20 protein-coding genes are annotated in these 23,686 nt (G+C 64.7%); 6 read left to right on the top strand and 14 right to left on the bottom strand.

What is annotated here, in order from left to right:
- Positions 1-2: 2 nt before the first annotated feature.
- Entirely contained in the window at positions 3-755 is a 753-nt protein-coding gene (gene recO, locus ACQCSV_RS10205; RefSeq protein ID WP_282330714.1) for a DNA repair protein RecO, read from the bottom strand.
- An 84-nt stretch (positions 756-839) separates the two neighbouring features.
- On the bottom strand, positions 840-2,579 hold the full coding sequence (gene leuA, locus ACQCSV_RS10200; protein WP_354155048.1) for a 2-isopropylmalate synthase: 1,740 nt from the start codon (positions 2,577-2,579) through the stop codon (positions 840-842).
- Positions 2,580-2,834: 255 nt separating this feature from the next.
- Between leuA and ACQCSV_RS10195 the strand changes: the two genes are divergently transcribed.
- Positions 2,835-4,787: a M13-type metalloendopeptidase gene (locus ACQCSV_RS10195; protein WP_354223248.1), complete on the top strand. Its 1,953-nt coding sequence runs from the start codon at positions 2,835-2,837 to the stop codon at positions 4,785-4,787.
- 70 nt (positions 4,788-4,857) lie between these two features.
- Here ACQCSV_RS10195 and ACQCSV_RS10190 read toward each other — a convergent pair whose 3' ends face one another.
- From ACQCSV_RS10190 to ACQCSV_RS10170, 5 genes are all read right to left on the bottom strand, one after another.
- Positions 4,858-6,432 carry an LCP family protein gene (locus ACQCSV_RS10190; protein ID WP_354155046.1) on the bottom strand — a complete coding sequence of 525 codons (1,575 nt, stop codon included), beginning with the start codon at positions 6,430-6,432 and terminating at the stop codon, positions 4,858-4,860.
- Between the two features lie 97 nt (positions 6,433-6,529).
- The gene (era, locus tag ACQCSV_RS10185) at positions 6,530-7,504 is read right to left on the bottom strand and encodes a GTPase Era (RefSeq protein WP_185260602.1); all 975 of its coding nucleotides are present in this window, start codon (positions 7,502-7,504) and stop codon (positions 6,530-6,532) included.
- Positions 7,488-8,819, bottom strand: coding sequence for a hemolysin family protein (locus ACQCSV_RS10180; RefSeq protein WP_354158189.1), 1,332 nt, complete (start codon positions 8,817-8,819; stop codon positions 7,488-7,490). Before ACQCSV_RS10180 ends, era begins: the two co-directional genes overlap by 17 nt.
- A complete protein-coding gene (gene ybeY, locus ACQCSV_RS10175) occupies positions 8,816-9,289 on the bottom strand; it encodes an rRNA maturation RNase YbeY (protein WP_282330709.1) in 474 nt (157 codons plus the stop codon). The genes ACQCSV_RS10180 and ybeY overlap by 4 nt, the downstream gene beginning before the upstream one ends.
- Positions 9,286-10,371, bottom strand: a complete 1,086-nt coding sequence (locus ACQCSV_RS10170) for a PhoH family protein (protein ID WP_354155059.1) — start codon at positions 10,369-10,371, stop codon at positions 9,286-9,288. The genes ybeY and ACQCSV_RS10170 overlap by 4 nt, the downstream gene beginning before the upstream one ends.
- 386 nt (positions 10,372-10,757) lie before the next feature.
- Between ACQCSV_RS10170 and ACQCSV_RS10165 the strand changes: the two genes are divergently transcribed.
- On the top strand, positions 10,758-11,714 hold the full coding sequence (locus ACQCSV_RS10165; protein ID WP_354155044.1) for a GerMN domain-containing protein: 957 nt from the start codon (positions 10,758-10,760) through the stop codon (positions 11,712-11,714).
- 9 nt (positions 11,715-11,723) lie between these two features.
- Here ACQCSV_RS10165 and ACQCSV_RS10160 read toward each other — a convergent pair whose 3' ends face one another.
- The 3 genes from ACQCSV_RS10160 to hrcA all read right to left on the bottom strand — a co-directional run bounded on the left by ACQCSV_RS10160 (position 11,724) and on the right by hrcA (position 14,736).
- The gene (locus ACQCSV_RS10160; RefSeq protein ID WP_426938376.1) at positions 11,724-12,515 is read right to left on the bottom strand and encodes a 16S rRNA (uracil(1498)-N(3))-methyltransferase; all 792 of its coding nucleotides are present in this window, start codon (positions 12,513-12,515) and stop codon (positions 11,724-11,726) included.
- A gap of 2 nt (positions 12,516-12,517) precedes the next feature.
- Positions 12,518-13,645: a molecular chaperone DnaJ gene (dnaJ, locus tag ACQCSV_RS10155; RefSeq protein WP_354155042.1), complete on the bottom strand. Its 1,128-nt coding sequence runs from the start codon at positions 13,643-13,645 to the stop codon at positions 12,518-12,520.
- Positions 13,646-13,722: 77 nt separating this feature from the next.
- Positions 13,723-14,736 (bottom strand): heat-inducible transcriptional repressor HrcA, encoded by a 1,014-nt coding sequence (gene hrcA / locus ACQCSV_RS10150; RefSeq protein WP_354155041.1) that lies wholly within the window; start codon positions 14,734-14,736, stop codon positions 13,723-13,725.
- Positions 14,737-14,883: 147 nt separating this feature from the next.
- Here hrcA and ACQCSV_RS10145 point away from each other — a divergent pair, with 147 nt between their 5' ends.
- Positions 14,884-15,732 carry a DUF3097 domain-containing protein gene (locus ACQCSV_RS10145; protein ID WP_354155040.1) on the top strand — a complete coding sequence of 283 codons (849 nt, stop codon included), beginning with the start codon at positions 14,884-14,886 and terminating at the stop codon, positions 15,730-15,732.
- Between the two features lie 129 nt (positions 15,733-15,861).
- Positions 15,862-16,281, top strand: a complete 420-nt coding sequence (locus ACQCSV_RS10140; protein WP_185260611.1) for a DUF4870 domain-containing protein — start codon at positions 15,862-15,864, stop codon at positions 16,279-16,281.
- A gap of 121 nt (positions 16,282-16,402) precedes the next feature.
- On the opposite strand, the gene hemW is transcribed toward ACQCSV_RS10140, so the two are convergent.
- Together hemW and lepA are read right to left on the bottom strand one after the other, a co-directional pair.
- Positions 16,403-17,632 (bottom strand): radical SAM family heme chaperone HemW, encoded by a 1,230-nt coding sequence (gene hemW, locus ACQCSV_RS10135; RefSeq protein WP_354223246.1) that lies wholly within the window; start codon positions 17,630-17,632, stop codon positions 16,403-16,405.
- Positions 17,633-17,668: 36 nt separating this feature from the next.
- Positions 17,669-19,522 carry a translation elongation factor 4 gene (gene lepA, locus ACQCSV_RS10130; protein ID WP_248760508.1) on the bottom strand — a complete coding sequence of 618 codons (1,854 nt, stop codon included), beginning with the start codon at positions 19,520-19,522 and terminating at the stop codon, positions 17,669-17,671.
- A 163-nt stretch (positions 19,523-19,685) separates the two neighbouring features.
- Here lepA and ACQCSV_RS10125 point away from each other — a divergent pair, with 163 nt between their 5' ends.
- Both ACQCSV_RS10125 and rpsT read left to right on the top strand, forming a co-directional pair.
- Complete coding sequence (locus ACQCSV_RS10125) at positions 19,686-20,192, top strand: type II toxin-antitoxin system PemK/MazF family toxin (protein ID WP_426938375.1); 507 nt, start codon at positions 19,686-19,688, stop codon at positions 20,190-20,192.
- A 168-nt stretch (positions 20,193-20,360) separates the two neighbouring features.
- Complete coding sequence (gene rpsT / locus ACQCSV_RS10120; RefSeq protein ID WP_056340153.1) at positions 20,361-20,621, top strand: 30S ribosomal protein S20; 261 nt, start codon at positions 20,361-20,363, stop codon at positions 20,619-20,621.
- Positions 20,622-20,738: 117 nt separating this feature from the next.
- On the opposite strand, the gene holA is transcribed toward rpsT, so the two are convergent.
- The gene (gene holA / locus ACQCSV_RS10115; RefSeq protein WP_354155037.1) at positions 20,739-21,755 is read right to left on the bottom strand and encodes a DNA polymerase III subunit delta; all 1,017 of its coding nucleotides are present in this window, start codon (positions 21,753-21,755) and stop codon (positions 20,739-20,741) included.
- On the bottom strand, positions 21,689-23,686 hold the full coding sequence (locus tag ACQCSV_RS10110; protein ID WP_354155036.1) for a ComEC/Rec2 family competence protein: 1,998 nt from the start codon (positions 23,684-23,686) through the stop codon (positions 21,689-21,691). Before ACQCSV_RS10110 ends, holA begins: the two co-directional genes overlap by 67 nt.

The following is a 23,686-nucleotide window of genomic DNA, read 5'->3' as shown; positions in this document are numbered from 1 at the left end:
TGTCAGCCACGCTCCACATGTTTGAGGGATTTCAGGACACGTTCAAGGTGCCATTGCAGGTATACGGCCACCAGCCCCGCAGCCTCCCTGCGGTGCGGCACCTGCGAACCGTCCGCCGTCGTCCAGTCCCCCGTCAGCAAGGCACCCAGCAGTACGACGGTCTCCGCCGCCGGCGCAGGCGAACCCGGTGGCCTGCAGTCGGCACAGACCATGCCGCCGAGGGGAGCTGAAAACGCCGTATGGGGGCCGGGCCGGCCGCAGCGGGCACAGTTGGTGAAACTCGGCGCCCAGCCGCCGGTGGCGAGAGCGCGCAGGAGATAGGAATCGAGAATCAGTCCGGGCGCATGTTCGGCCCGGCTCAGCGATGCCAGCGCACCCACCAGCAAGTTGTACTGGGCGGTGCCGGCTTCGCCGTCTACATCCGTCAGTTTCTCCGCAGTTTCAGTCATGGCAGCGGCCACGGTGTAACGGCCATAGTCTGCGGCGATGTTGCTGCCGTAGCCGCCCTTGGCAACCGCCTGGGTGACGATGTCCAGTGTCTTTCCGGAGACGAGCTGCAGGTCTGCAACCATAAAGGGCTCCAGCCGCGCCCCAAACTTGCTGCTGGTCCGCCGTACTCCCTTGGCGACGGCGCGGATCTGGCCGTGGTGCTTGGTCAGCAGGGTGATGATGCGGTCGGCTTCGCCCAGCTTGTGGGTACGAAGTACCACGGCGTCATCCCGGTAAGACCGGGCAGCAAAGGATTGTTGGACCACGGTTAATCTTCGCACTGAGTTCCGGAAAGCCGGCGATGCCGGTGCGTTGCGCGCCGTGATTCCCGGCGCGCAACGCATTCCGAATCAGGCGCGGGAATCCCGGATGGCCCGGTTGACCGCGGAAATGACGGCCTTGAGCGAGGACATGCTGGTGTTGGCATCGATTCCGACACCCCACAGGACCCGCTCCCCAACGGCGCACTCGACGTAGGCTGCGGCCATGGCGCTGCCGCCTTCCGAAAGGGCATGCTCGCTGTAGTCCAGCACCCGGACATCCACGCCGTCCTCGCGCAGGATGCTCAACAGCGCGGCGATGGGCCCGTTTCCGGTGCCCGTCCGTCGGGCCTGGACACCATCAACGGTGAGCGAGGCGTGCAGTGTCATCCCGCCGTCGTCATCGGTTTCGGTGCTGACGGAACCGAGCGAGTAACGGCCCCACTGGCCGTCCGTTTCGCTGGAGGGCAGGTACTCGTCCTGGAAATGTTGCCACAACTGGGCGCCGCTGACTTCGCCGCCCACGGTATCGGTCTTCTTCTGGATGACGCCGGAAAATTCCATCTGGGCACGGCGGGGCAGGTCCAGGCTGTGTTCGTTCTTGAGCAGGTAGGCCACGCCACCCTTGCCGGACTGCGAGTTGACCCGGATGACGGCCTCGTAACTGCGGCCCAGGTCCTTGGGGTCAACGGGCAGGTACGGAACTTGCCAGGTGAAGTCCGCGACGTCCGTGCCGGCGGCGGCAGCGTCCTTCTCCAGCGCCTCGAAGCCCTTCTTGATGGCGTCCTGGTGCGAGCCTGAGAACGCGGTAAACACGAGGTCGCCGCCGTAGGGGGAACGCTCGGCGACGGGGAGCTGGTTGCAGTACTCCACCGTGCGCCGGATCTCGTCGATGTCGGAGAAATCGATCATGGGATCGATACCCTGCACGAACATGTTCAGGCCCAGGGTGACGAGGTCCACGTTGCCGGTCCGCTCGCCGTTGCCGAACAGGCAGCCCTCGATCCGGTCCGCGCCAGCCAGGTACCCCAGCTCGGCGGCGGCCACGCCGGTGCCCCGGTCGTTGTGCGGGTGCAGGGACAGGATGATGCCTTCGCGCGGGTGCAGGTTCCGGCTCATCCACTCAATGGAATCGGCGTAAACGTTCGGAGTGGCCATTTCCACCGTGGCGGGCAGGTTGATGATGACCTGGCTGTCGGCGGATGCTTCGAAGACGTCGGCGATGGCATTGCAGACCCGGACGGCATAGTCCAGTTCGGTTCCGGTGAACGACTCCGGCGAGTATTCATAGGTGATGTGCGTGTCCACCAGGGTTTCCTCGTACTTCTTGCACAGACGGGCGCCCTGGAGCGCGATGTCCAGAATGCCGTCCTGATCCTGGTTAAACACCACGCGGCGCTGCAGGACGGACGTTGAGTTGTACAGGTGGACGATCGCCTGCTTAGCGCCGACCAAGGACTCATAGGTCCGTTCGATCAGGTGCTCGCGTGCCTGGGTGAGGACCTGGATGGTGACGTCGTCCGGGATGTGGTTTCCGACGATGAGCTGACGGACAAAGTCGAAATCGGTCTGCGAAGCAGACGGGAAGCCGACTTCAATTTCCTTGTAGCCCATGCGGACCAGCAGATCGAACATCTTCATCTTGCGGGCTGGGCTCATAGGGTCGATCAGCGCCTGGTTACCGTCACGCAGGTCCACGGCGCACCAGCGCGGGGCCTTGGTGATGACCTTGTCCGGCCACGTGCGGTCAGGCAGTTCAACGGTGATCAGATCCTGGAACGGCGTGTAGCGGTGGACGGGCATTCCGGAGGGCTTCTGTGCGTTTCGCATTACTATCGGGGCCTTTTCTGTGGTTCAAATCTGAAAGGGTGGCCGGGCAACACAAACTCCGCGACGAGGATGGGCCTTGCGCTAGATCGCGTCTGAGGCCTCGCCGCGGCAGCTAAGAAGGAGCAGTTCTGCGCGCACCATTTGAGGGTAGCACGCGTGCGTAAGATGAGAGGGCGCCACCGTCCTTATCGTCCACAATGCAGACGCCGCGCCGGTGCCAGCGCCGGCCGCGGCACGTCACACGAAGGAGCTTTTGTGCCCATCTCGGGGATCGATCTGTCCAACATTGACCACACCGTCAGGCCGCAGGACGACCTGTACCAGCACGTGAACGGGTCCTGGCTCAAGGCCACGGAAATTCCGGATGACCGGCCACTCGAGGGAACATTCACCGCACTGCGTGACGGAGCGGAAATCGCGGTCCGGGACATCATCGAGGAAGCAGCCGCCAAAGGTGAGGCCGCCAGCGGGATAGAGCGGAAGGTCGGCGAGCTCTACAACAGCTTTATGGACGAAGCCACCGTGGAGGCCAAGGGTATGGAGCCCATCCGCGGTCGCCTTGCCGACGTGTTCGCCACCACCACGGTTGCCGACCTTATGGCCTTGGCCGGGCGCCTGTTCCGGTCAGACGTTTCCGGGCTCTTCTACATCTACCCGGCTCCGGACGCTGGCAACCCGGACCGCATCCTGCTCTACACCGGCCAGGGCGGCCTGGGACTGCCGGACGAGTCCTACTACCGGGAAGAGAAGTTCACCCCCATGGTCAAGGCCTACGGCGAGCATGTCAGGACCATGTTCACCCTGGCCGGAGTGGCGGATCCGGAACCTGCGGCCGCACGCGTCGTTGCCCTCGAAACCAGCCTGGCCTCCCACCACTGGGACAACGTCACCCTGCGGGACCCGCAGAAGACCTACAACCTCAAGTCCGCGGAGGAAGCAGCCACGCTGTTCCCGCTGCTTAACACCTGGTTCGAAGCTGCCGGGATCGACGCCGACAAACGCGGTGAGATCGTCGTGAGCACCCCGGATTTCTTCAGCGGGGCCGCGGGTCTGCTGGACTCCGAACCGCTCTCCGTGTGGCAGGAGTGGCTGGCCTTGCGCGTCGTCAACAGTGCTGCGCCGTACCTGTCGTCTGAGTTCGTGGACGCCAACTTTGCCTTCTACGGAACAACCATCAGCGGCACGCCCCGAAACAAGGACCGCTGGAAGCGGGCCGTCGCCGTCGTGGAGGCCGCACTCGGTGAGGCCGTTGGGCAGATTTACGTCTCGAAGCACTTCCCTGAAACCCACAAGGCCCGCATGCAGACCTTGGTGGCCAACCTGATCGAGGCTTACCGGCAGTCCATCACCGGCCTTGGGTGGATGGGTGCGGATACCAAGGCTGAGGCGCTGCGGAAGCTGGAGGCTTTCCGCGCCAAGATCGGCTACCCCGACCAGTGGATCGATTACTCCGCTGTGGACATCGACACGGTGGACCTGCTGGGCAACGTCGAGCGGGCCCACAACGCCGACGTCAACCGCCACCTGGATGAGGTGGGCAAACCGGTGGACCTCAACAAGTGGCTTATGACACCGCAGACGGTGAATGCGTACTACCACCCGATGCTCAACGAGATTGTCTTCCCAGCCGCCATCCTGCAGCCACCGTTCTTCACGGCCGACGCCGATGACGCCGTCAACTACGGCGGCATCGGAGCGGTGATCGGCCACGAGATCGGCCACGGTTTTGATGACCAGGGGTCGCAGTTCGACGGCGGCGGCGCGCTGCGGAACTGGTGGACCGAGGAGGACAGGACGGCCTTTGAGGAGCTCACGGCGAAGCTGGTGGCACAGTTCGACGCGTTGTCGCCGTATGCCGCGCCAGGGCACAACGTCAACGGCAAGCTAACCCTCGGGGAAAACATCGGCGACCTCGGTGGCCTGACCATCGCCTACAAGGCTTATCTCCTCAGCCTCGATGGCAGGGAACCCGAGGTGCTGGACGGGCTGACGGGGCAGCAGCGGTTCTTCGCGTCCTGGGCGGCCGGCTGGCGGCAGGTGATCCGGTCTGAAGAGGCCATCAGGAGGCTCGCTACGGATCCCCACTCCCCCAACGAGTTCAGAACCAACGCCATCGCCAGGAACCTCGACGCCTTCCACGAGGCCTTTGGCGTGACCGAGCAGGACGGCATGTGGATGCCCCAGGAAGCCCGCGTCAGCATCTGGTAATCTTCCCGGCAGAGACACCGGGAGGCGGGGCATCCAGGCCCCGCCTCCCGGTGTCTGCTGGGTTTTGCCGTCAGTCCTGGACGATCAGCACCGGGTTGGCCTGCTGGCACACTGTATCGCCGGCCGTCTGGTTGACGATGTCCTCTGGCAGGGCGGTGCCCGCACCGGCGCTGTAGGTTGCCCCGGCGGTGAAGTCAGTTCCAAGGTAGACCTGGACTCCGGCGACGCGGGGTGCCGGCTGGACCTGGACGGCCGGGATCCCGAGCAGCGCAGCCACATCGGCTGCGACGTCGGCGAATTCAGGACCGTAGTAGACAACGCTCTGCGCGACAGGTGCGGCTTGCAGTGGCCCGGATTGGGTGAAACCGCCGGTGATCAAGGCCTGCACGATTTCCTGGGCGCGTCCCGGGATGCCGCTGCCGTTGGCCACGGTGACTGGCTGCAGCGCCTTGTCATAAGGCGGCACAGCCGGGGCTGTTTCTGTGGGCGGGGCTGTCGTTTCTGTCGGCGCCGGGGTAGGAGTGGTGGGAGCTGTTGGATCCGTGAGGTCCACGTCCTCGCGGAGCGCTGCAAACAGCTGTGACCCTGCGGGCTCCGCAATCTGCAGGCGGTTGATGTCCGTGGTTGCCGGCGTGTTGGGCACGGCCACAAACGCCACCTTGCTGATGTCGATGTCCTTCAGCCGGCTACCAATACTCACGAGCGACGGCACGGAGGCCAGCCCCTCATCCACGGTGAGGTTCTTCGTCACAACATCGGCAATGTTCAGCATTTTAGACGGGTCGGACAGTGTGCCGTCGTCCTTGATCTTGCGCGTAAGGGAGGACAGGAATCCCTGCTGTGCCCTGATCCGGCCGAGATCGCCGCCGTCGGCGAAGGCGTGCCTGGTCCGCAGGAAGGCAAGGGCCATTTCGCCCTTGACCGAGGACGTGCCCTTCGGCAGGCGCAGCCGGGAGTCCGGATCGTAGACGGCGTCACTGATGCACACGTCAACGCCGCCCACCGTGTTGGAAAGTTCCTTCACTGCGGTAAAGTCCGCCATCATGAAGTGATCGATCTCCAGGCCAGTCAGTTTGTTGACCGTGTCTACGGCGCAGCCGATTCCTGCTTCATTCATGGCCTCGTTGATCATGACACCGCTGCGGGCAGGATACGTCCGTTTGGTCTTCTGATCGGTGCACTCCGGAATATCGACCAGCAGGTCCCGGGGGAAGCTGATGACGCTGACGCGTTTGTTATCGGCCGAGACATCCATCAGCATCATGACGTCGGACTTGCCGTACCCGGTTGAGTCGTCCGTAGAGCCGTACTCCGCGTTTGCGCCGTCCCTGGTATCCGAGCCCAGGATCAGGATCTGCATCCGCGCCGATTTGTCTGCCTCGGGGTTCGCGGTGCCACCGGCGTTCAGCGGCGCAGTCGTGATGTTGGACTGAAGCCGAAAATACCAATACCCGGCAAAACCAAGACCGCCGACCACCAGGATGGTCACCACTGCGGTAGTCACCTTCAGCCACGCCCGCATCCGGCTGCGGGAGCCGAGATGCCGGGCAACGCCGACGGCTGTGGCATCAGCGTGGCGGGAGACAGGACCGGTCCCGGCTGACGCGTCAGCTCCGTACTCGCGATTGTCGCGGCCTCGCCCCATGTGTGGTACCTTCCTCGAAAAAATTGAACCCGCCTATTTTAGTTGCCCAGTCTGGGAACTTCCCGACGACCGGCCGGGGCATGGTGTAAGGGCCGCGTCAGAAACCCAGCTTGACCAGCTGCTTAGGGTCACGCTGCCAGTCCTTTGCCACCTTCACATGCAGGTCAAGGTAGATTCGGGCGCCGAGCAGCGCCTCGATCCCCTTGCGGGCGGTGGTACCGACTTCGCGGAGACGTGCGCCGCCTTTGCCGATGATGATGGCCTTCTGCGACGGACGCTCTACATAAAGGTTGACCCGGACGTCGAGGAAGGGCCTGTCTTCGGGCCGGCCTTCACGCGGAACAATCTCATCAACGACGACCGCCAGTGAGTGGGGCAGTTCGTCCCTTACACCTTCGAGGGCCGCTTCCCGGATGAGTTCCGCGATCATCACAGCTTCGGGTTCGTCCGTCAGGTGGCCATCCGGATACAGGGGCGGCGATGCTGGCATGTGGCTGATCAGGACGTCTGCGAGGGTGTCGACCTGGAACCCGTCGGTGGCGGAAACGGGCACGATGTCTTTCCAGCCGTCCTCGCCTATGACATCCCTGCCCAATGCAGCGACGGCGAGCAACTGCTCCGTGAGCGCCTGCCGGTCCACCGTGTCCGCCTTGGTGACGACCGCGATGACCGGCTTGTTGCCGATGGCTGCGAGCTGCGCGGCGATGTACTTGTCGCCCGGGCCGATCTTCTCGTTGGCGGGAAGGCAGAAGCCGATCGCGTCGACCTCGGCGAGCGTGTCGGCGACGAGTTCGTTCAACCGTTTTCCCAGCAGGGTACGGGGGCGGTGCAGGCCAGGCGTATCAACCAGGATCAACTGGGCGTCATCGCGGTGCACGATCCCTCGGATGGTGTGCCGCGTGGTCTGCGGCTTGGCGGAAGTGATCGCCACCTTCTGGCCCACCAGGGCGTTCGTCAGGGTTGATTTGCCCGCGTTCGGCCGCCCCACGAGGACCGCAAAGCCCGCCCTGTATCCGCCGAACTCTGTTGCGGCTGAATCCGGGCTGGCCGGACGACTATTTTTCTTGCTCACGTGGAACTCCCTGCTGGGTTGCTTCCGCCTCGTCGAGGACGTCTTCAAGGTCAGTGTCTGTCTTTGGTGCTGCTGCGGCAATGATGTGGCTGACGCGGTTGCGGCGGCCCTCGAGCCGTTCGGCGAGCAGCGAGATGCCATCCACCTCCACGCGGCTGCCCACAATGGGAACGCGGCCCAGTGCCTTGGCCAGCAGCCCGCCCACGGTGTCAACTTCGTCGTCGTCGAGCTCTATGTCGAACAGTTCTCCGAGGTCATCGATGCTCATCCGGGCGCTCACGCGGTACGAACCACTGCCCAGGGCCACGGCCTCGGCGCTTTCCGTGTCATATTCGTCCACGATTTCGCCGACGATTTCCTCGATGAGGTCTTCGAGGGTGACAAGGCCGGCCGTGCCACCGTATTCGTCGATCACGATGGCCACGTGGGTAGACTCCTTCTGCAGCTCCCGGAGGAGGTCGCTGACCGGCTTGGACTCCGGGACGTACCGCACCTCGCGGGCCAAGGTTTCGACCGGGGGTGGCTCGTCGTCGGGCCCCAGCTCGTGAAGCGTAGCCGCAACGTCCTTGAGGTAGACAATTCCGAGGATCTGGTCCGTGTTGTCGCGGATCACGGGGATCCGCGAGTAGCCCGACCGCAGGAACATCGACATTGCCCGTCTGAGGCTGGAACCGGCGTCGATGCTGAGGATATCGGTTCTGGGCACCATTACGGCGCGCACCAGGGTATCGCCGAAGTCAAAGACTGATTGGATCATTTCCGCTTCGGTGTCTTCGATCATGTCCGATTCAGAGGCCCGGTCCACGAGCTCGCGGAATTCCTGTTCGCTGAAGAACGCGTCATCACCGGCAGGGGCGCCGGGAGCGACGGCACTGCCCAGTGCCACAAGCCACCCGGGAATGGGACCGAGGACCCACGTCAGGAACCTGATCAGCGACGCCGTATACCGGACCACCGCGGCCGAATGGAGCCTGCCGATCTGCCGCGGGGAAACTCCCACGATGACGAAGCCGAGCAAGGCCATGATCCCGGTTGCGGCAAGCCCAGCCAGCCAGACGTTGTCCAGCAGGCTGTGGAGCAGCACAGCCACCGCCACGGCTGAAGCCATCTCGAACCAGACCCGCCAGAACCTCAAGGCCCGGATGTGGGCCACCGGCTGGGCCAGGATGCGCTGCATGGCGTTTCCGCGGCTTTTCAGCAGCGCGTCTTCCGCGTCATGCCTGGAAAGAAATGTGAACGCGGCCTCGGCTGCGGTCAGGACTGCTGCGGTGCTGAGGAACGCCAGGGCCATGCCGACAAGGAGCAGAGGCGTCACTGCGTGGTCTCGGCGGGTGCTTCTTTGCCGGTGAAGCCGGAAAGCAGCTGGCGCTGGAGGCCGAACATCTCTTCCTTTTCCTCGGGCTCCGCGTGGTCATAGCCGAGCAGGTGGAGGATTCCGTGGGTGGTCAGCAGCAGCATCTCATCCTGCAGGGAATGCCTGGCGTTGACTGCCTGCACCTGCGCCACCTGGGGGCACACGGCAATGTCACCCAGCATCCCTTGTGGAGTGGGCCGGTCCGGCGTACCGGGAGTCAGTTCGTCCATGGGAACCGAGAGCACATCTGTGGATCCGGGCTCGTCCATGAGTTCGATGTGGAGCTTTTCCATGGCTGGTTCATCCACCAGGAGAATGGAGAGTTCAGCCTGCGGGTGGATAAACAACTGCTCGAAAACGTACCGGGACAGTGCCACGAGCGCGGCTTCATCAACCTGGATGCCGGATTCGTTGTTGACCTCAATGCTCACGCGTTTTCCCCCCGCTTTTCCCGGGTCACTGAGTGATTGACTTTGCTCCGCTGGACGTCGTCCCAGAGACTGTAGGCACGCACGATGTCACCCACAAGACGGTGACGGACCACGTCAGTGGAGTCCAGAACGGTGAAGTTCACGCCCTCGATTCCCTGCAGGATCTCCTCTACGATCCGCAGGCCCGACCGGGTACCAAAGGGAAGGTCCACCTGGGTGACGTCGCCGGTGACCACCATTTTGGACCCGAAGCCCAAGCGCGTCAGAAACATCTTCATCTGTGCCGGTGTGGTGTTCTGTGCTTCGTCCAGAATGATAAAGGCGTCATTGAGCGTGCGGCCCCGCATGTAGGCCAGCGGCGCCACTTCGATGGTTCCCGCCGCCATCAGCCGCGGGATGGACTCGGGGTCCATCATGTCGTGCAGCGCGTCGTACAGCGGGCGCAGGTAGGGATCGATCTTGTCGCTCAGTGTGCCCGGCAGGAATCCCAGCCGCTCGCCGGCCTCGACCGCGGGCCTGGTCAGGATAATTCGGCTGACTTCCTTCTGCTGCAGGGCCTGGACAGCCTTAGCCATCGCGAGGTAGGTCTTACCCGTGCCTGCAGGGCCAATCCCGAAAATCACGGTGTTCGCGTCAATCGCGTCCACGTAGTTTTTCTGGTTCAGGGTTTTGGGCCGGATGGTCTTCCCCCGGCTGGAGAGGATGTCATGGGTGAGGACATCCACAGGGTTCTGCAATGACTGGCTGCGCAGCAGCGCTACGAGCTGGTGCAGCACCGCGGGGCTGATGACGGTGCCGCGGGCCACGAGGCCGCGCACCTCGTGCAGGAGCCGCATAATGCGCGGAACTTCGTTGGCGGGGCCGCTGATGGATAGCTCGTTTCCACGAACGTGGAAGTTAACCGACGGGAACTGCTCTTCGATGTAACGCAGGGCCTCGTCATGGCTGCCGAGGGATTGGACCATCTGGTCGGAGTTGTCAAAGAGAACCACCTCCGTCCGGACACCAGGAAGTGAATGGGGGAATTCTGCGGCGGCGCCGTCAGTATTGAGCCGGCGCTTTCCGTTCGCTGATTCAGTCATGGTGCTGGCCCGCAGGCCTGTGGTCTCCTCCAGTTCGAAACTTAAAGTGCCGCCGGCTGCTGTGTGGGCGGGGCTGTTGCCGAGCACGCAGGAGCCAGCGGAGTCCTTCCATCTTACGCTAGGAGGCACCTCCCGGCACCTCCCGGCAGCGCCCGGCGGTCGCCGGGACGGGTGCCCGTCACCGCCGTGCTGCGGGACGGTTGCTGCCATTAGGTATCAACTTCATATCAGGCGCGTATCGTTCCCGTTGCAGTTACGCCGGCAGCCGGAATTTGGTGCTTTTGGCAGAACCGGCTATGCCATGCTGGAAATCACAGCCGTCCGGGGACCGGCTCACGGGGCCCAGGCCTCACCATTTCACAGCCGGGAAAGGACAGGCCACGAGAGTGCCGGAAACAGCGACCCCCCTTACTGCCAGACGCGCCGCACCGCGCTTCCGTCCGCAACGCCTCCTGGGTCTACTGGCAGCATTCCTCCTTCTCACCGGTTGCATCGCGGAGCCCAATCCCGGGACCACCCCGACGGCAAACCCCAGCCAGGCGGCCACCGGCTCACCCGGGGGCCCCTCCACCAGCGCGCCCCTGGAAACCACACAGTCTTCCAACAAGGCACCCGTCTACTGGATTGGCCGAAGCAACAACAACGTGTTCCTGTACCGGGAGTTCCGGGACGTGCCGGAGCAGGAGAATCCCGTGACACGCGCCCTGCGGGCCATGATGTCGGAGAAGCCGCTTGACCCGGATTTCTTCACGCCCTGGCAGAATCCCGAGAAACTCGCCTCCTCCATCTCCGGCAAGAACGTCATTACCGTCGACGTCTCGGAGGATGCCTTTAACAGCAATCTCGACGCTGACATGGCCGGCCGCGCTATCCAGCAGCTGGTCTTTACCGCTACGGCGGCGGCCGCGAGTTCCGGCCTGATCGATTCCGGACAGCAGATCCAGGTCAGGATCCTGGTGGATAGCCACACCGACTACATTGCCTTCAACCACGTCCAGCTTGGCGACCCCATGTCCCGGGCTGCCGGAATGGTGGCGCCTGTCTGGATCATCGATCCGCAGGAAGGGACAGACCTTGCAGGCGGAAGCGTCAAGATCACCGGCCGCAGCACGGTTCCGGGCGGTAAACTTCGCTGGCAGATCCTGCGGGCCGAAGCAAACGGGAACAAGACGCCCTACCTCACGGGGGAGAGCACTGCAGCGGCCGAAGCGGCACAGGCAGGAGTGTTCACGCTTGCGCTGAGCCTGTCCGCCGGGAACTATGAGCTCCGTGTTTCGCAGGTGGAGACGGCCGGCAGCAGCCAGGAGCTGAATCTGGACACGCGGAACTTCAGCGTCCGGTAGCAGGCCGCTTCAGGAGACCGGCGCTGTCCAGCGTCCCAGGACATCGCTCGCCAGGACAACCGCCGCCGGTCCGGCCGTGGATGACCTGAGGACGTGGTGTCCCAGGAGGGCCGTCATGGCGCCGGCGTCGCAAAGCCGGGTGACTTCGCGGGGACTGATTCCGCCTTCCGGGCCAACGATGAGCAGAATTTCCTGGGCTCCGGCGTCACCCTGGGCACCCTGGGCACCCTGCCATGATTCCAGGACGGACCGGAGCGGCCGGACAGCATCTTCGTGCAGGATTACGGCCAGATCCGCTGCCGCCACTGCTGCCACAAGGCCTGCCGTTTCGACGGCGGCGCGCACCTCGGGGATCCAGGCGCGGCGTGCCTGCTTGGCGGCCGCCGTGACCACGGACTGCCATTTCGCGTGGGCCTTGGCCGCACGCTCGCCCTTCCAGCGGACGATTGAGCGCTCGGACTGCCAGGGAATTACGGCGTCAATCCCGAGTTCGGTTGCCGTTTCCACGGCCAGTTCGTCGCGGTCCCCCTTGGCGAGGGCCTGCACCAGCACCAGCCGGATGTCGTGCCGGTCCTCCACGGAGACGGCGGAGCATTGCACGGTAAGCTCTGCAGGCGACGCCGAGACAACAGTTCCCGTCAGCCGTTTTCCGGCGCCGTCGGCAAGGTCCACGGACTCTCCAGGAGATAGCCGTTTCACGGTCACGGCGTGGCGTGCCTCCGGCCCTTGAAGGACAAATCGGGCACCGGGCACCAGCTCGTCGAGCGACCCGGCACCGCTGAAGAAAACGGGATTGCTCACCGCTACAGGTTACCGAACCGGTCCCGCAGCTTGGCAAAGACGCCGCCGCTGGCTGCCAGTTTGCCTTCCGTGAACTGCTCGCCCCGAAGCTTCGCCAGCTGCCGCAGGAGGTCCTCCTGCGCAGCATCCAGCTTGGCTGGCGTCTCAACCTGCAGATGGACCATCAGATCCCCGCGGCCGTAACCGCGCAGGTGCGTCACGCCGAGTCCGCGGAGCGTGATGATCTCCCCTGACTGCGTGCCTGCCTTGACGTCGATCTCCTGCAGTCCGTCAAAGGTTTCCAGTGACAGCTCGGTGCCCAGGGCGGCGGCTGTCATCGGAATGTGCAGCGTTGCGTGCAGGTCGTCGCCGTCGCGGGCGTAGGTGGCGTCGTTGTTGACCCGTAGTTCCACATAGAGGTCCCCGGATGGTCCTCCGGCCGGGCCTGCTTCGCCTTGCCCGGAGAGCTGGATCCGCGTGCCTGTGGCAACTCCGGCGGGCACCTTGATGGTCAGGGACCGCCGGCTGCGGATGCGGCCCTGTCCGCTGCATTCGTTGCAAGGGTCCTTGATAACCGTCCCGAACCCCTCGCAGCTGCCGCACGGGGCCGCCGTCATGACCTGGCCCAGGATGGAGCGCACCGCACGCTGAACCTGGCCGCTGCCGCCGCAGATATCGCAGCGGACAGGGTGGCTGCCTTCGCGGCAGCATGACCCGTTGCAGGTGGGGCAGGTGACCGCGGTGTCCACTTCGAGTTTCCGGTTGACGCCGAACACGGCATCGCGCAGTTCGATCCGGACACTGATCAGTGCGTCCTGGCCGCGGCGGACCCGGGACGCGGGGCCGGAGGAGCCGCCCGCGCCGAAGAACGTGTCGAAGATATCCTGGAACGCGAAGCCCTGGCCGGAGTATCCGCCGCCGCCGAACCCGTTGTCGGTTCCGTTCTCGTTGCCGGTGGTGTCATAGATCCGGCGCTTCTGCGGGTCCGAAAGTACCTCGTAGGCGTGGGTCACGGCCTTGAAGCGGTCCGAAGCATCATCCCCGGGGTTTACATCCGGGTGAAGAGTGCGGGCCAGCTTGCGGTAGGCCTTCTTGATCTCTTCCCCGGTGGCTTCCGGCGAGACTCCGAGGACGTCGTAGTGGCTGCTCAAAGTTCGTATCTCTTCCTTGTTGTACTGCCGGCAGGCGGGCTGCCGGCACTGCTCTTCGTGCCTGGACCGTAGTACTGTTACGGACCCAGAATTCTTGAAAGGTAACGGGCTACTGCCCTGACGGCGGCCATGGTGGTGGGATAATCCATCCGGGTGGGGCCCAGCACACCGATCTTGGCGGTGCTGTCTGGTCCGTAGCCCGTGGCCACCACGGAGGCTTCCGCGAGCCCGTCGTACGGGTTTTCACGCCCGATACTGACTGCCACCCCCCTCGGATCCTGCGCCATGTCGCCTAAGAGGCGCAGCAAGACAACCTGCTCCTCGAGGGCTTCGAGGACTGGTCCGATACTGAGCGGAAAATCCACATTGGAGCGGGCGAGGTTTGCTGTTCCGGCCATGACCATGCGTTCCTCGCGGGTGTTGTGGGCGAGCGTTTCCAGCCCGTGGGCCAATGCCTGGGCCGCCGCACGCTGGCCCGGGCTGACGGACGAAACGACCCCCGGCAGCGAGGGCGCCAGTCGGCTCAGCGAGATGCCCGCGAGGGATCCGAGGAAGTGTGCCCGCAACGCCGCGACGGCGTCGTCGCCAAGGTCCAGGCCTACGTCGATCACACGCTGTTCTACCTTGCCGGTGGTGGCGATGAGGACCACGAGTACCTGCTGCGGCGCAAGCAGGACGAATTCGATGTGGCGGATGGTGGCGCGGCTCAGATGCGGATACTGCACGACGGCGACCTGGTTGGTCAGCTGCGACAGCATCCTGACGGTTCTGTCCAGGACGTCATCCAGATCGTCTGCACCCTCCAGCAGCGCCTGGATTGCCCGCCGTTCCGCCTGGGAAAGCGGCTTTACCGCTGAAATCTGGTCCACAAACAGCCGGTAGCCTTTGTCTGTGGGAATCCTTCCTGCGCTCGTGTGCGGGGCGGTGATCAGGCCGTCGTCTTCCAAAGCCGCCATGTCGTTGCGGATGGTGGCGCTGGACACGCCAAGGTGGTGGCGTTCCACGAGCGCTTTGGAACCCACTGGCTCGCGGGAGTGCACATAGTCCTCCACGATGGCGCGCAGTACTTCGAGTTTGCGCGGCTCGCTCATACTCCACCTCCATCCGTGATCGCTGCGGGGTTAGCACTCGACATGCCTAAGTGCTAACAGTCTAATATGAGTCACCCCGTTGTTAGCATTGGTACCGCTCCGGGCGAAATTCCGGGCCAGGATCTAGCGGCGAGGCGGAATCAATCCATGCACTACCAGAACTGGGGTCCGCAGGAGATCACCGCGCCCGTCAGGAGCGAACTTCCTGAGGTTCCCGTGGCGCGCGGCATGGTCCTTGAAGATGTCCAGTCCGGCTGGGTGGGAGCGGTGACCCGGGTGGAGAAGTCCGGCGGCATGCATGTGGTGGCCCTCGAAGACCGGCGAGGAAAGTCCCGGTCCTTCCGACTCGGCTTCGGGTTCCTCCTGGAGGGGCAGCCCATCCGGCTCGTTCCCCCGGCGCCCAGGCAGGCCGCCCCCGTGGTGGCCGGCCGGACGGCGTCCGGCTCAGTCCGCGTGGCCGGCCAGCGTGCCCAAGTGGCCAAGGCGAGCAGAATCTGGGTGGAAGGAAAGCACGACGCCGAACTGGTGGAGAAGGTCTGGGGTGACGATCTCCGCGTTGAGGGCATCGTCGTCGAACCTTTGCATGGCATTGATGACCTCGCCGGGGCGGTGGCCGCGTTCGGTCCCGGTCCCGGCCGCCGGCTGGGGGTCCTGGTGGACCACCTGGTGCCGGGTTCGAAGGAGTCGCGCATCGCTGCCGCCGTATTGGCTTCCCCCGGCGCTGCCGGCAACGTTCTTATCGTCGGTCATCCTTACGTTGACGTGTGGCAAGCCATCCGGCCCGCGGTCCTGGGCCTCGAACAGTGGCCGGTGGTGCCGCGCGGGCAGGACTGGAAGACCGGCATCCTGACAGCATTCGGCTGGCCGCACTCCACGAAGGAAGATATCGGGCTTGGCTGGCAAAGGCTGCTGGGCGCAGTCCGCAGCTATGCGGACCTGGAGGCGTCACTGCTCGGGCGGGTGGAGGAAGTCATCGACTTCCTGACAGTGCCTTAACGCCGGATCCGGCTCCGCGCGGCGGCATTTGGTGGCCGAACCAGTATTCTTGGTACTGCGGGCGCTGCAGTTGCTTTCAGTCCGGCACTCTCCAACCCAGCACCATTGCACTTTCGAAGGAAGAAAACCGTGGCACAAAACGCACGCGAGCACCGGGACGATCACGGCGGCCAGGGCCGTTCCGAGTACCAGGGCGTTCCGGCAAATGCGCTGCCGCTGACGGCCAGCGAAGACCGCCAGTGGGCCACGCTGGCGCACTTCGGCGGGATTCTCGGCTGTGTTCCGTCCCTGCTGATCTACCTGATTTTCCGTGAGCGCGGGCCGTTTACCGCCCAGGAATCCAAGGAAGCACTGAACTTCAGCCTGCCGCCCACCATTGCTGCGCTGGTGGCCAATGTCCTGGTGTTTATTCCGGTGGTGGGAAACATCTTCGCTGTCATCGCCACCCTGATCTGGATTGCCCTGACCTGCTTCTCGGTGGCCGCAGGCATCCATGTCAACAAGGGCCAGCCGCACCGCTACCAGTACAACCTGCGCTGGATCAAGTAGTCCCCACCCGCTAAGCGGCGTCCCGAGGGCCCCGACGCGAGCTTGCGAGTGTTGGGAAGGGACCGCCGCGCTAAGCTCGCAGGCTCGGCCAGGGAACCCTGCGGGCGTGGGCCCACCACTGTTAGTCCGGCAGGATCCTGCGGACCACGGCGTCGGCCAACAGGCGCCCCTTCAGGGTCAAAACCAGCGTGCCGTGGAAGGCTGCCGGCGGCTCCACCAGGCCGTCCGCGATGAGCCCGGCCACGGCGTGCCGGCCGTGTTCACCCAACGTTGACGTTGCCAGCCCCGACACGAGCCGGGCCTCAAGCATCACGCGCTCCACATCACGGGTTTCGGCGTCGAGCGTTTCCCGCCCGGCGGCCGGTGACAGCCCCTGCGCGAGCCGTCCGGCGTAGGCCGTGGGGTGCTTGACGTTCCACCACCGCACTCCGCCGACGTGTGAGTGTGCACCGGGTCCGATGCCCCACCAGTCGTCCCCCCGCCAGTACGCCAGGTTATGCCGACATGCCTGCTCCGGCGTCCGGGACCAGTTACTGACCTCATACCAGCTGAGGCCCGCCGCGCCGATCAGTTCGTCGGCGAGTTCGTACTTGTCGGCGTGGTCGTCGTCGTCGATTCCAGGGACTTCACCACGGCGGATCTGGGCGGCCAGCTTGGTGCCGTCCTCCACGATCAGCGCGTAGGCACTGATGTGGTCAGGCTGATAGGACAGCGCCGTCTCCAGGGAGAACCGCCAGTCCGCCAGGGACTCCCCCGGCGTCCCGTAAATAAGATCCAGGCTCACGGCCAGTCCGGCGTCCCGAGCCCACTGGACCACCTGCGGCACACGGCTGGGCGTGTGCGTGCGGTCCAGGACCTTCAGGACATGGGGTACCGCGGACTGCATGCCAAAGGACACCCGGGTGAAACCGGCGTCGGCCAGCACCTGCAGTGATGCGGGGGTGACCGAGTCCGGGTTTGCTTCGGTGGTCACTTCGGCGCCGGGTTCCAGGCCCCAGTGCCCGACGGCGGCAGTCAGGATCCGGGCGAGGTCTTCCGCGGGGAGCAGCGTAGGAGTGCCACCGCCAAAGAAGACTGTACTCAGCGGACGGTCCGGCAGACCCGAGTCCCGCAGGGCGGTGGCGGCAAAGTCGACTTCGGACACAGCCGTGCTGGCGTAGGCGTCCTGCGACGCTCCGCCGCCCAGCTCGGTGGCCGTATAGGTGTTGAAGTCGCAGTATCCGCAGCGCACCGCGCAGAACGGGATATGCACGTACAGTCCGAAGGCCCGGCGTGCCGCACCGTCCACCGCCTGGGCGGGCAGCAGACCGTCCGACGGCGCCGGGTCGCCGAGCGGAAGGATGCTAGGCATTGCAGGGGCCTCCGGTGTTGCCGGCCACTGTGATCACTACTTCTTGGCCTTGTCCTTGGACTCGTCAGTGGTCAACGCAGCGATAAAGGCTTCCTGGGGAACCTCAACACGGCCCACCATCTTCATGCGCTTTTTGCCTTCCTTCTGCTTCTCCAGCAGCTTGCGCTTACGGGAAATGTCGCCGCCGTAGCACTTGGCCAGAACGTCCTTGCGGATGGCGCGGATGCTTTCCCGGGCGATGATCCTGGAGCCGATGGCAGCCTGGATGGGTACTTCGAACTGCTGGCGGGGAATAAGCTCGCGCAATTTGCCGGTCATCATCACACCGTAGGCATAAGCCTTCTCGCGGTGCGTGATGGCGGAGAAGGCATCCACCTGTTCGCCCTGGAGCATGATGTCCACCTTGACCAGGTCGGCCACCTGCTCGCCGTCAGCCTTCCAGTCGAGCGAGCCGTAGCCCCGGGTCTTGGATTTAAGGATGTCAAAGAAATCGAACACGATCTCAGCGAGCGGCAACCGGTACCGGATTTCGACCCTGTCCTCGGACAGGTAGTCCATGCCGCCGATAACACCGCGGCGGCTCTGGCAAAGTTCCATGATGGCGCCCACGAACTCATTCGGAGCAAGGATGGTGGCGGCCACCATAGGCTCGCGGACCTCGGCGATCTTGCCGGAGGGGTATTCGCTGGGATTGGTCACGTGGACCACCTTCTTGTCCTCCAGCGTTACCTCGTACTCCACATTGGGGGCCGTGGAGATCAGGTCCAGATTGTATTCGCGTTCGAGCCGCTCCCTGGTGATTTCGAGGTGTAGCAGGCCGAGGAAGCCCACCCGGAAGCCGAATCCCAGCGCGGCGGACGTTTCCGGCTCATAGACCAGTGCGGCGTCGTTAAGCATCAGTTTCTCCAGCGCATCGCGGAGCACAGGATAGTCCGTGCCGTCCAGCGGATACAGGCCGGAGAAGACCATCGGCTTGGCGTCGGCGTAGCCGGGAAGGGAGGCAGTCGCAGGCTTGGCCAGGTTAGTGACGGTGTCGCCCACTTTGGACAGGCGGACGTCCTTCACACCGGTGATGAGGTAGCCCACTTCGCCCACGCCGAGGCCTTTGGAAGGGGTGGGCTCCGGGGAACTCACCCCGATTTCCAGGAGTTCGTGGGTGGCCCGGGTGGACATCATCTGGATACGTTCACGGGGGTGCAGCATGCCGTCAACCACACGGACGTAGGTGACCACACCGCGGTACGTATCGTAGACGGAGTCGAAGATCATGGCGCGCGCGGGGGCGTTTGGGTCCCCCACTGGGGCCGGCAGGTCGCGGACGATCTTGTCCAGCAGCACCTCGACACCCATGCCGGTCTTGCCGGAGACGCGGAGCACGTCGTCGGGGTCGCCGCCGATCAGGCTGGCCAGTTCGGCCGCGTACTTCTCGGGCTGAGCTGCCGGGAGGTCGATCTTGTTCAGCACCGGAATGATGGTGAGGTTGTTTTCCATTGCCAGGTAGAGGTTCGCGAGAGTCTGCGCCTCGATGCCCTGCGCCGCGTCAACAAGCAGTACTGCCCCTTCGCAGGCCGCCAGCGAACGGGACACCTCGTAGGTGAAGTCCACGTGACCGGGGGTGTCGATCATGTTCAGCGCGTAACTGGTCCCGTCGAGCTCCCAGGGCATGCGGACCGCCTGGGACTTAATGGTGATGCCGCGTTCGCGCTCAATGTCCATGCGATCCAGATACTGGGCCTTCATATCGCGGGACTTAACCACCCCGGTAAACTGCAGCATGCGGTCAGCCAGGGTGGATTTACCGTGGTCAATGTGCGCGATGATGCAGAAATTCCGAATGATGGCCGGATCAGTCGCGGCGGGCACCGGGGCGGTGCGGGCCATGGGAGACACGCAGGGTCCTTACTGTTGACATTCATGCGGCCGCCGCCAGGACGCACCGAAGGCACCCTGCGGCTGGACCGCACATTTGGAACCTCCAGTCTCCCACGTCCGGGCGCATCGTATTGCATCCAGGTCAAACCGGCCCCGGGGGGCCCGGCGATAGTGTTGGCCCATGACTTTCAACCTCCGCTCCTTGGCCAATGCCGTCCGGATCTCCGTCAGGGTCCTGCAGAACTTCCGTCCCGGCCCAACCCAACTTGCGGGACCGGACACGCCCGCCATCTATCCTGGCGACTTTGGCGGCACGGCTGCCATACGGTACGCCCCGCAGCCCGACGGCAGTCCCGACCCCGGCGAGATCGTGTGGACCTGGGTACCGTACGAAGAGGACCACAGCCGGGGCAAAGACCGCCCTGTTCTGCTGGTAGGCACGAGCGGCCGGTACTTGCTGGGAGTGATGCTCACCAGCAAGGACCACGACCATACCGGCAACGGCTCCGGAGACTACGTGGACATCGGGACCGGCAGCTGGGACCGCCAGCAGCGGCCCAGCGAGGCCAACCTGGGACGGATCCTGCAGATCAGACCGGACACCATCCGGCGCGAAGGTGCTGTCCTGGACCGGAAACGCTTCGATCTGGTGGCCGCAGGCATCCGGCGCCGACACGGCTGGACGTAACCCGCCAAATGGCCAGTCTGCGGGGGGTCTGCTATTCTGTATAGCTGTGTGTCCGTGCAGGTCGACGGCCACTCATGGTTGGTCGCCATAGGTATCCCCACGCCGCTCAGTCAATGGCCAATCTGAAAGCCCTCTAGACCATTTCCGCATTAAAAAGAGAGTTCACACGTGGCTAATATCAAGTCCCAGAAGAAGCGCATCCTTACCAACGAGAAGGCCCGCCTGCGCAACAACGCAGTCAAGTCTGAGCTGAAGACGGCCATCCGCGCCGTCAACACCGCCGTTGAGTCCACCGACAAGGATGCAGCTGCCGCTGCTCTGCTTGTTGCCGGCCGCAAGCTGGACAAGGCTGTCAGCAAGGGTGTTCTGCACAAGAACAACGCAGCAAACCGCAAGTCGGCCATCTCCAAGAAGGTCAACGCGCTGTAAGGTTTCCAGTTCACCTGAACTGATGATTGTGGCCGGCACCCGATGGGTGCCGGCCACACATCTTTAAGTTACCAGCCGCTACGTCAGCGTTACGTACGCAGCCGCAGCCAACTGGAATCAGTGTCCGCGCACAGAGGTTGCAATGACGGTCACGGCATGTTCAACGGCATAGACGGGATCACGCGAAAGACCTTTGACCTGGGCATCGGCCTCGGCGGTCGCCTGGATGGAGCGGACCAGGCCTTCCGGGGTCCACCGGCGCACATCGCGCTGAGCCTGCTCCACGAGCCACGGCTGCATGCCCAAGTCCCGGGCGATCTGCGCCGGGGACCCCTGGGCGCCGGCAACTTTAGCCACCGTCCGCAGCTTGGCCGCCAGCGCCGCCACCAGCGGAACCGGATCGGCTCCGGTGGCAAGCGCGTGGCGAAGGATGGAGAGAGCTACTGGCCCGTTTCCTGCCATCGCAGCGTCCGCGACCTTGAACGCCGTGGCCTCAATCCGGCCGCCGTAGTAGCGGTCCACCATGTCCGGGGTCACTGCCCCCGTGGCATCCGCGATCAGCTGGCTGCACGCCGCCGCGAGTTCCGAAAGGTTGGCACCAACGGCGTTCACCAGCGTCTGTACGGCGTCCGAGCTGATCTTGCGTCCGGCTGCCCTGAATTCAGTCGACACGAAAGTTGCCTTATCCGCGTCCTTCTTCAGTGGCTGGCAGTCCACCACCGGCCAACCGCCCGCTTTGATAGCATCGAGGAGCTTCTTGCCCCGGACTCCCCCGGCGTGGCGCAGGACGAGCACCGCGTCCGGTTCCGGGCGGGACAGGTAGGTCAGCGCGTCGGCCAGGAAAGCATCGTTCATGCCTTCTACGCCTTCGACTTCGATCAGCTTGCGCTCACCGAAGAGTGAGGGGCTGACATTCATCGCGAGGGTTCCGGCTTCGTAGGCGCCGGCTGCGAGGCGGCTGACCTCCACGTCAGGGAACGCCGTTCGCACCTGGGCGCGGAGATGGTCCATGGCCCGGATGCCGAGGTATTCCTCCGGTCCGCCCACGAGGACGATTTCGGCTGGCGTCACGTCCCGCCAGGTGGCCGTGTTGGACGCCGGAGTCCTGGTTCGAGTGGTCTGGGCTGCGGCCATGGTGGATTCCTCCCGGAAATTCTGGTGCCGTGTCTAAGCCTGCCACGGTGGGCCGCAGCCGCCAAGCCGGGGTCACGATGGCATGGCCAACGTCGGCCTGGCCGGCACCGGGACACCGCGGCCCCCAGATGCCGTTCCAATAGGTCCAACACGGATTCGGTCCGGGCGTGCAGTACCCGGACCCCCCGGAACACCTGCCGCGGCCTGACGGATAGCCACACAATGGCAAACGTCAGCCCGGAGAGCAGCCCCATGGTCAGGAGTCCGAATGGTCCTTCGGGCCAGGGCAGTGCAGCCCCCGGCAATCCGGCCGTGATCCGCGCGGTGCCTGCCACCCCGGCGCTGAAAGTGCCTGCCACGGCGATCAGGACGGTGGCCAGCCACGGCGCAGCAACCACCACTGGGACCGCTGCCGTTCCCAGCAACGTCACCGGTGCTACCAGCGGGGCTGCCATCAGGTTAGCGAGCAGCGAGTACGTGGAGAACTGGGGCTGCAGGAGCACAATCACCGGGCCGCACAGCAACTGCGCGGAGAGCGGAACGGCGCAGGCCGCGGCTGCCCAGCGTGGAATAACTGCCGGGGTCCAGTCGATCATCCGTCGGCCCAGGACGATGATTCCCAGGGTCGCGAGTACGGACAGGAGGAACCCAAAGCTGGTACCGAGGCCGGGGTCCATCAGGAGCAGGCCCATTACGGCGAGGGAGAGGAAACTGAGGCCACGGCCCGTCCGGCCGCCTGCCAACGCGGCCACTGCGATTGCACCCATCAGCGCGGCACGCAACACGCTGGCGTCCGGGCCCACGAGCACCACAAACATGGCCAGGCCGGTCAGTGCCAGTCCCCCAGCAGGGAGCCGGGGCAGGCGAAGGCTGCGTGCAGCGATCAGCAGCGCACCCAGGACCAGGCTGCAGTTCGCTCCGCTGACCGCGGTCAAATGGGTCATGCCCACAGTTTTCATCGCCGCATTGAGCCCTTCGTCCAGGGCGCTGGTATCTCCGGTGACCATGCCCGGGAGGAGACCGGCCGGATCGGCGGCAAGGAAAGATGCAGCGGAGACATAGCGGACGCGCAGATCCTTGGCTACAAGCTGCCAAGCCGGGGCATCGGCATCATCAACTGCGGCGCTGCTGACGGCCCCGGAACCGGTACGGGGTGGCAGGGAGGCCGACAGGACAGCGGTTTCCTGCTGGCCTGCGACGGGCGCCTTCAGCTTGCCGGCCGTCCGGACCACCTGCCCGGGCACCAGGTCTCCCCAGCCCTCGCCGCCCATCACCACCACAGGGGCACGCGTGCGGATGACCTGGCTGCTGACGGCAATCTCCGCTGTCTGCGCTGTTACCGACCACCGTGCGGGCGGCCCAGAAGTGCCCGGGACTGTGATGGCACGCGGGGATCCGGTTACTTCCAGGATGGCCACCACAGAGTTCCCGGCCGCGGCAGCTTCGGCAAACGGCCCGTCGTGGCGTTGGGACGAGGAGACTGCCGAATGGGCAGCCGCGGTCGCGGCCAGTAACAAGGCAACCGCGGTGGTCATCAGAAAGCTCCGGCGGCCTGCCACCAGCGCCCTGCCTCGCAATGCCCCGATCAACAGACAGGCAGCCACCAGCACCAACCCGCAGCAGAGCCCTACCAGCGCCCCTGGGGTAAGCCAGACACCGGCGACAGCGGCACTCCAGACGAGGAGGGCGGGCAGCGCCAGCCTGACGTCCGTGCGCCGGCGCGGCGCATCCGCTGATGAAATCGATGGCTCCTTGCCCCGAAGTTTCGGCCCAACGCGTTCACCCAGCCTGCGGAGGTTCAGACCGACGGCTCGAAACCCGGAGGGCGGAGTTACGGCCGGCCTACCCACGGAAGCCGGGAACGCTCCCGGAGCCCGCTGGCCCTGCACGGCTGAGTCAACAAAGCGGCTCCACGGGCTGCGCCCGGCCAC

This window comes from Pseudarthrobacter sp. S3, from assembly GCF_050156905.1.
In the GTDB taxonomy this organism is placed as follows: Bacteria; Actinomycetota; Actinomycetes; order Actinomycetales; family Micrococcaceae; genus Arthrobacter.
Note: the sequence above shows the minus strand (reverse complement) of the source record. Positions and strands in the feature narration are given on the sequence as shown.

Coding starts and splice junctions, on each gene's coding strand:
- leuA (WP_354155048.1), bottom strand. CDS start 2,579: ATGCGAAACGCACAGAAGCCCTCCGGAATGCCCGTCCACCGCTACACG.
- ACQCSV_RS10190 (WP_354155046.1), bottom strand. CDS start 6,432: ATGGGGCGAGGCCGCGACAATCGCGAGTACGGAGCTGACGCGTCAGCC.
- ACQCSV_RS10170 (WP_354155059.1), bottom strand. CDS start 10,371: ATGACTGAATCAGCGAACGGAAAGCGCCGGCTCAATACTGACGGCGCC.
- hrcA (WP_354155041.1), bottom strand. CDS start 14,736: ATGAGCGAGCCGCGCAAACTCGAAGTACTGCGCGCCATCGTGGAGGAC.
- ACQCSV_RS10145 (WP_354155040.1), top strand. CDS start 14,884: ATGCACTACCAGAACTGGGGTCCGCAGGAGATCACCGCGCCCGTCAGG.
- hemW (WP_354223246.1), bottom strand. CDS start 17,632: ATGCCTAGCATCCTTCCGCTCGGCGACCCGGCGCCGTCGGACGGTCTG.
- ACQCSV_RS10125 (WP_426938375.1), top strand. CDS start 19,686: ATGACTTTCAACCTCCGCTCCTTGGCCAATGCCGTCCGGATCTCCGTC.
- holA (WP_354155037.1), bottom strand. CDS start 21,755: ATGGCCGCAGCCCAGACCACTCGAACCAGGACTCCGGCGTCCAACACG.